The organism is Streptomyces sioyaensis, from assembly GCF_004122735.1.
GTDB lineage: Bacteria > Actinomycetota > Actinomycetes > Streptomycetales > Streptomycetaceae > Streptomyces > Streptomyces sioyaensis.
In genome coordinates this window covers 113,286-120,757 of sequence record NZ_SDIF01000008.1, presented here as the reverse complement: position 1 = coordinate 120,757, position 7,472 = coordinate 113,286, and the positions used below count along the sequence as shown (strand labels likewise).

The 7,472-nt window shown below is 73.7% G+C and carries 7 protein-coding genes; 6 read left to right on the top strand and 1 reads right to left on the bottom strand.

Annotation, left to right across the window (positions count from 1 at the left end; genetic code table 11):
* Positions 1-50: 50 nt before the first annotated feature.
* The 6 genes from EST54_RS05035 (at position 51) to EST54_RS05010 (ending at position 6,589) form a co-directional block, all read left to right on the top strand.
* Positions 51-1,082 (top strand): sugar ABC transporter substrate-binding protein, encoded by a 1,032-nt coding sequence (locus EST54_RS05035; RefSeq protein ID WP_129245431.1) that lies wholly within the window; start codon positions 51-53, stop codon positions 1,080-1,082.
* On the top strand, positions 1,082-2,698 hold the full coding sequence (locus tag EST54_RS05030; protein ID WP_129245429.1) for a sugar ABC transporter ATP-binding protein: 1,617 nt from the start codon (positions 1,082-1,084) through the stop codon (positions 2,696-2,698). Before EST54_RS05035 ends, EST54_RS05030 begins: the two co-directional genes overlap by 1 nt.
* On the top strand, positions 2,695-3,729 hold the full coding sequence (locus EST54_RS05025) for an ABC transporter permease (protein ID WP_129245427.1): 1,035 nt from the start codon (positions 2,695-2,697) through the stop codon (positions 3,727-3,729). Before EST54_RS05030 ends, EST54_RS05025 begins: the two co-directional genes overlap by 4 nt.
* Before the next feature lie 9 nt (positions 3,730-3,738).
* On the top strand, positions 3,739-4,740 hold the full coding sequence (locus EST54_RS05020) for an aldo/keto reductase (protein WP_129245425.1): 1,002 nt from the start codon (positions 3,739-3,741) through the stop codon (positions 4,738-4,740).
* A 24-nt stretch (positions 4,741-4,764) separates the two neighbouring features.
* A complete protein-coding gene (locus tag EST54_RS05015; protein ID WP_129245423.1) occupies positions 4,765-5,622 on the top strand; it encodes an amidohydrolase family protein in 858 nt (285 codons plus the stop codon).
* 175 nt (positions 5,623-5,797) lie between these two features.
* Entirely contained in the window at positions 5,798-6,589 is a 792-nt protein-coding gene (locus EST54_RS05010) for an SDR family oxidoreductase (RefSeq protein ID WP_129245421.1), read from the top strand.
* Between the two features lie 97 nt (positions 6,590-6,686).
* On the opposite strand, the gene EST54_RS05005 is transcribed toward EST54_RS05010, so the two are convergent.
* On the bottom strand, positions 6,687-7,358 hold the full coding sequence (locus EST54_RS05005) for a FadR/GntR family transcriptional regulator (protein WP_096215624.1): 672 nt from the start codon (positions 7,356-7,358) through the stop codon (positions 6,687-6,689).
* Between the last annotated feature and the right edge of the window lie 114 nt (positions 7,359-7,472).

Genomic DNA, 7,472 nt, shown 5'->3' with positions numbered 1-7,472 from the left:
GGGGTGGGTTCGGGGGTGGGGGGACGCACACCACGACCGAAGGACCACCCATGAGACTGCGTATCACCGGCGCGGCCGCCTGTGCCGCGGTGCTCGCCACCGCCGTGCTCACCGGCTGCAACCGCGGCAGCGACACCGCGAGCGGCAGGATCGGCATCGATGTGCCCCGTACGGACACCGACTTCTGGAATTCCTACCAGCAGTACCTCGAAAAGGACCTGGACCACGGCGGCCCGGCCGCGCTGCCGCTGTCCAACTCGCAGAACGACATCGCCAAGGTCGTCGCCGACGTCCAGGCGCTGACCGGCCAGGGGGCGAAGGCGATCGTCATGGCCCCGCAGGACACCGGCGCCGTCTCCGCCGAGCTGCGGCGCCTGGCGGAGAAGAAGATCCCGGTGGTGAGCGTGGACACCCGCCCCGACGAGGGCAGCGTCTACATGGTCGTCCGCGCCGACAACCGTGCCTACGGCGAGAAGTCCTGCGAGTACCTCGGCCGGCGCCTGGGCGGCAGGGGCCGGGTCGCCGAACTCCAGGGCGACCTCAGCTCGGTCAACGGCCGGGACCGGTCCGAGGCGTTCGCGTCCTGCATGCGGCAGAAGTACCCCGGGATCACCGTGCACGAGCTGGCCACCGACTGGAAGGGTGACGTCGCCTCCGGCAAGCTGCAGAGCCTGCTCGCCCAGCACCCGGACCTCGACGGCATCTACCTGCAGGCCGGCGGCGCCTTCCTGCAGCCCACACTCGCCCTCCTGGAACAGAAGAAGCTGCTCAGGCCGGCCGGCACCGACGGGCACCTCACCATCGTCTCCAACGACGGCATACCGGACGAGCTGGACGCGATCCGCGCCGGGAAGATCGACGCCACCCTCTCCCAGCCCGCAGACCTCTACGCCAAGTACGCGCTGTACTACGCCCGGGCCGCCCTGGCCGGGAAGACGTTCCGGCCGGGGCCCACCGACCACGGCTCGACCATCGTGAAGATCAAGAACGGCCTGGAGGACCAGCTGTCCGCACCCCTGGTCACCAAGGACAACGTCGACGACAAGGCGCTGTGGGCCAATCAGCTGGAGAAGAAGCAGTAATGGGCGCGGAGACCGGCGAGCGGCCGGCGGCCGTGCACGCCGAGGGAATCGTCAAACGCTACGGCCCCACCGTCGCCCTCGACGGCGCCCGGCTGACCGTACGGCCCGGCGAGGCGCACGCCCTCGTCGGCCGCAACGGCGCCGGCAAGTCGACGCTGGTGTCCGTGCTGACCGGTATGGCACGCCCGGACGCCGGCCGCGTCACCTTCGACGGTGCGCCCGCACCCGCCTGGGGCGACACCGCCGCCTGGCGGCGCAGAGTCGCCTGCGTCCACCAGAGGTCGATGACCGTGCCGGAGCTGACCGTTGCGGAGAACCTCTACCTGGGCCGCTTCCCGGGCGGACGCACCATCCGCTGGCGGGCGCTGCGGGAGCGGGCCCGGGCACTGCTCGCCGAGTACGGCGTCGAGGCCGACCCGGCCGCCCGGATCAAGGATCTCGGCGTCGAGCAGCGGCAGTTCGTGGAGATCGCCCGGGCGCTGTCGTGCGGCGCCCGGCTGCTCGTCCTCGACGAGCCCACCGCGCGGCTGGACGCCCGGGGCATCGCCCGGCTCTTCGGCAAGCTGCGGGAGCTGCGCGACCAGGGGGTGGCCTTCCTGTTCATCTCGCACCATCTGCAGGAGGTCCACGAGCTGTGCGACACCGTCACCGTCTTCCGGGACGCCCGGCACGTACTGACCGCGCCGGTCCCCGGACTGGCCGAGGACGCGCTGGTGGCGGCGATGACGGGGGAGGAGGCGGCGGCCGCGCGGCAGCCGCGGGCGGGCGCGCGGACGGTGCGGGAGGCGGTGCTGCAGACCGAAGGGCTGGCCGTCGACGGGCACTTCGCACCGCTCGATCTGACCGTACGCGGCGGCGAGGTGGTGGGGCTCGCGGGCGGCGCGGCCGGCGGCGGCACCGCGATCGGGCAGACCCTGGCCGGGCTGCGCGCCCCGGACGGCGGCCGGATCACGGTGTGCGGGCGGCCGGTCCGCACCGGCAGCGTGCCGCACGCCCTCGACGCGGGCATCGGCTACGTCCCCGAGGACCGGCACCGCGAGGGACTCGTCCCGGGCCGCAGCGTCGCCGAGAACGCCACCCTGACCGTCACCGGCCGGCTCGGGCCGCTGGGCACCGTCCTGCCCTCCCGGACCCGCGAGTTCGCCCGGCGGATGATCGCCGCACTGGACATCAGGACGACCGGGCCCGGCCAGCCGGTGTCCGGACTCTCCGGCGGCAACCAGCAGAAGGTGGTGGTCGCCCGCGCGCTGGCCCGCGATCCCGCGGTGCTGGTGGCCGTCCGGCCCACCAACGGCGTCGACGTCCGGTCCAAGGAGGCGCTGCTGGGCGTCGTACGGGAGGTCGCCGACCGGGGGAGCGGCGCCGTGATCGTCTCCGACGAGCTGGACGATCTGCGGATCTGCGACCGGGTGCTGGCGGTCTTCCACGGCCGGGTGACCGCCGAGTTCGCGGCCGGCTGGCACGACCACGAACTGGTCGCCGCCATGGAGGGCATGACGGGCACCGGCGGCCCGGACGGCCCGCCGGACACCGGTCGGACTGCCGCACCGGACACCGGTCGGACCGCCGCACCGGCCCGCCCCGCCACCGACGGAACGGAAGGGACCGCGCCATGACCGAGACCGCCTCGCCGCCGGCCACCCGGCGCCCCGGCACCGCCGCACCACGCCGCCGGCCCCGGGTCGGCCCGGGCCGCTGGCGGGACCTCTCCCTGGTGCCGGTGATCTTCGTGCTGGGTGTCATCGGCTTCATCGTCTCGCCCGCGTTCCTCACCGGGGACAACCTCATCGGCGTCGTCCAGCAGTCCACCGAGCTGGGCCTGCTGGTGCTCGGTGAGGCGCTCATCCTGATCAGCGGGCGGATGGATCTGTCGCTGGAGTCGACCATCGGCCTGGCCCCGGTGCTCGCTCTGTGGCTGGTGACGCCCGCACACGGCGCCCGCTTCGCCGGGCTGGGGCTCCTCCCCTCCTGGACGGCGGTCCCGCTCTGCCTGGCCGTGGGCGCGGCCGTCGGCGCCACCAACGGCTTCCTGATCCTCACCCTGCGGGTCAACGGCTTCATCGCCACCCTCGGCATGCTGACCATGCTGCGCGGACTGCAAGTGGGCATCTCCGAGGGCCGGTCCATCGGCGACGTCCCCGACTCCTTCGCCTATCTGGGCAAGGCCGACTGGCTGGGCATCCCGGCCGCCGTATGGATCTGCCTCGCCCTCTTCGCCCTCGGCGGCGCCGCCCTGGGCTGTCTCCGGCACGGGCGGGCGCTGTACGCGGTCGGCGGCAACCCGGAGGCGGCCCGCGCGGCCGGCATCCGGGTGGACCGCCTCACCTGGACCGTGCTGACGCTCGGCGGGGTGCTCGCCGCCTTCGCGGGGATTCTCTACACCGGCCACTACGGCGCGGTCTCCGCGAGCCAGGGCAACGGCTGGATCTTCCAGGTCTTCGCCGCCGCGGTGATCGGCGGCATCGGCCTCAAGGGCGGCCGGGGCACCCTCTTCGGCGCGCTCACCGGTGTCCTCACCCTCCAGCTCGTGATCAATGTGATGACGCTGGCCGGGGTGCCGCCCCTGTGGACGCAGTTCCTCAACGGCCTGATCATCATCATCGCCCTGGTCATCTCCCGCTTCACCAGCGGCGAGAAGCAGGACTGAGCGGCCGCCATGCGCTATCCCTCGTACGGGCCAAGGGAGTTGGGGCACAGCGGCGTCACCGTCCCACCCCTGGGGCTGGGCTGTGCGCCGCTCGGCAACCTCTACCGCGCCGTCCCCGAGGCGCAGGCGCGCGAGGTCGTCCGCACCGCCCTCGACACCGGTGCCCACTACTTCGACACCGCGCCCCACTACGGCGTGGGCCTCTCCGAGGAGCGCCTCGGCCGGGCGCTGCGGGGCCACGACCGGGTCCGCTACACCCTCTCCACCAAGGTCGGCCGCCGGCTGCGGCCGCTCGCCCCGGGGGAGCGCGCGGCGGGCGAGGGCTTCGTGGACACCCCCGCGCGGGCCCGCATGTGGGACCTCTCCCGCGACGGCATCCGGGCCACGCTCGAAGGGTCGCTGACCCGGCTCGGGGTGGACGCCGTCGACATCGTCCTGCTGCACGACGTCGAGGGCCGGCTGCGCGAGGTGTACGAGACCGGCTTCCCGGCCCTTGCCGAGCTGCGCGCCCAGGGGACGGTCCGGGCCATCGGGTTCGGCATGAACCACAGTGATGTGCTCGCCCGTCTGGTCGCCGACCTCGACGTCGACGTGGTGCTCTGCGCCGGCCGCTGGACCCTGCTGGAGCGCACCGCCGTCGACGATCTGCTGCCGGTCTGCGTCCGCCGCGGCACCTCGGTCGTTGTCGGCGGCGTCTACAACTCCGGTCTGCTGGCCGACCCGTCACCCGGCGCGCCCTACAACTACACACCGGCCCCTGCCACCGTGCTCGACCGCGCGCGTCAACTTGCGTCCGTCTGCGCGGAGTTCGATGTGCCCCTCAAAGCGGTGGCGCTCCGCTTCCCCTTCGGGCACCGTGCCGTCGCCGCGGCCGTGGTCGGCGCCGCCACACCGGACGAAATGGCCGAGAACGCCCGGCAGTTCACCCATGACATCCCGGACGCGCTCTGGCATACGCTCGTCGCCCGCGGCCTGCTCGACCCCGATCTGCCGCTGCCCCTGAACGACTGAGCCCGATCCCGGAGCGCGCCCCCGATGCGTATCGACGCCCATCACCACCTGTGGGACCTCAGCCGGCGCGAACAGCCCTGGATGGACGGCCCCTGGGCCGATCCGATCCGCCGCAACTACGCGCTGTCCGACCTCACCCCGCATCTGACCTCGCACGGCGTCGACGGCACGCTCCTCGTCCAGTCGTCGTCCTCGTACGAGGAGACCGCCGAACTGCTCACCCTCGCGGCGGGGCAGGGGCCGGTCACCGGCGTCGTCGGTTGGGCCGATCTCCGCGATCCGGCGCTCGCCGAGGTGCTGACGGCGCTGCCCGCGGGGCTGGTGGGCATCCGGCACCAGGTACAGGACGAACCGGACCCCGACTGGCTCACCCGCCCCGACGTGCTGCGCGGCCTGGGCGTCCTGGCCGACGCCGGACTGGTCTACGACCTGCTGGTCACCCCGCGCGAACTGCCCGCCGCGCACACCGCGGTACGTGCCCTGCCCCAGCTGGCGTTCGTACTGGACCACGCCGCCAAACCGCCGGTCGCCTCGGGGGAGTGGCAGCCGTGGGCGGACGCCGTCACCGCCCTCGCCGCGCTGCCGAATGTCAGCTGCAAGCTGTCCGGGCTGGTCACCGAGGCCGACTGGGACGGCTGGCGGCCGCAGCAGATCCTGCCCTACGCCCGGCACGTCCTGGACGCCTTCGGCCCCGGCCGGGTGATGTTCGGCTCCGACTGGCCGGTGTGCACCCTGGCCGCCGGCTATGAGGACGTCGTCGCGCTCGCGGAGGCGGCCACCGGACAACTCGCGGCGGCGGAACGGTCGGACGTCTTCGGGGGCACGGCCGGGCGGGTCTACGGGGTCGGGGCGCCGCCGGCAGCGGAGTCCGCGGGCCGCTGACACGGCGTCCGGATTCCGCCAGCCACGGCGCCCGCCGCGCCGGAAGATCGAGTCGTACCGCGGAGCAACCCCCGCGACACGGCGCCGCCCCTGCGGAAGCCACGGAAGCACGGCATACGGAAGCACGGCATTCCGCACGGCTGCGCCCGGCCACGGACGACTCGATACGAAGGTGATGACGATGACGGCGACGGTGCTGACGGAGACGACGGTGGCGGGGAACGGCGTCCGGCCGCTGGCCGGCAAGGTGGCGCTGGTGACCGGTGGCAGCCGGGGGATCGGCCGGGCGATCGCGCTGCGGCTGGCCGCCGACGGCGCGGCGGTGGCCCTGACCTTCCGGAGCGGGCAGGACCTCGCCGCGCAGGTGGTCAAGGAGATCGAGCGGGCCGGGGGGCAGGCCTGGGCGGTACGGGCCGACAGCGGTGACGCGGAAGCCGTGCGGGCCTCGGTGGCCGGCGCCGTCGACCGGTTCGGGCGGCTGGACATCCTGGTGAACAACGCGGGCATCGGCGTGCTCGGGCCGTTCGAGGACATCGCCCTCGACGATGTCGACCGGGTGCTGTGGACCAATGTCCGGGCGCCGTTCCTGGCGGCGCAGGCCGCGGCGGCGCATCTGACCGAGGGCGGGCGGATCATCTCCATCGGCAGCTGTATGGCCGAGCGGGTCGCCTTCCCCGGCGGCAGCCTCTACGCCACCAGCAAGGCCGCGCTCACCGGCCTGACCAGGACCCTGGCCCGGGAGCTGGGGGCGCGCGGGATCACCGCCAACCTCGTGCACCCGGGGCCCATCGACACCGATATGAACCCCGCGGACGGCGACAGTGCGGCGATGCAGGCGGGGCTCACCGCGCTGGGGGCGTACGGCCGGGGCGCGGATGTCGCGGCGACGGTGGCCCATCTGGCGGGCGGCGGCGGACGCTACATCACGGGCGCCTCGATCGCGGTGGACGGCGGCTTCGCGGCCTGACGGCCGGGCGCGGGCCGGGCGCAGGCGGGCGTGGGCCGGGCGCAGGCGGGCGTGGGCCGGAAGTGGGCCGGGCGCGGGCCGGGTGTGGGCACCCGCCTCACAGCGAGGCGCGCAGCCACTGCTCCACGCTCGCGATGTGCACCGTCGCCCAGGCCCGCGCCGCCTCCGCGTCCCGGTCGCGCAGCGCACCGAGGATCGCCCGGTGCTCGGTGAGGGTGCGTGTCACCGCGTCCTTCTGCGTCAGCCCCCGCCAGACCCTGGCCCGGGTGGTCGGCCCGGACAGCCCCTCCAGCAGGGAGCACAGCACGGAGTTGCCGGAGGCCGCCACGATGCCGCGGTGGAACTCCAGATCGCAGGCGACCAGATCCTCGACCGAGGGGGCCGGCCCCAACGCGTTCAACTGGGCCTCCAGGGCGTCCAGTTCCTCCACCGGGATCCGGCCGGCCGCCATGGCCGTGGCGGCCGGCTCCAGGATCCGGCGGACGGCGAGGAACTCCAGCACCGTGTCGTCGCGGTGGAAGTCCACCACGAAACTCATCGCCTCCAGCAGGAGGGTGGGGTCCAGGCTGGTGACATACGTGCCGTCGCCCTGGCGCACGTCCAGGATGCGGATGAGGGAGAGCGCGCGCACCGCCTCCCGCAGGGAGTTGCGGGACAGGCCGAGCTCGGCCGCCAGCTCGCTCTCCTTCGGCAGCCGGTCGCCCGGCCGCAGCGCGCCGGAGACGATCATGCCCTTGATCTTCTCGATCGCCTCGTCGGTGACCGCCATGCCGACCTCCCCGCCCGCCCGGACCCGTCCGGATCTCGCCCCGGATGACTGGCACAGACATCCGATGTCTGAGCCCATTATGACCTGTGATGCCCATCCCGGCCGCTCCGATGG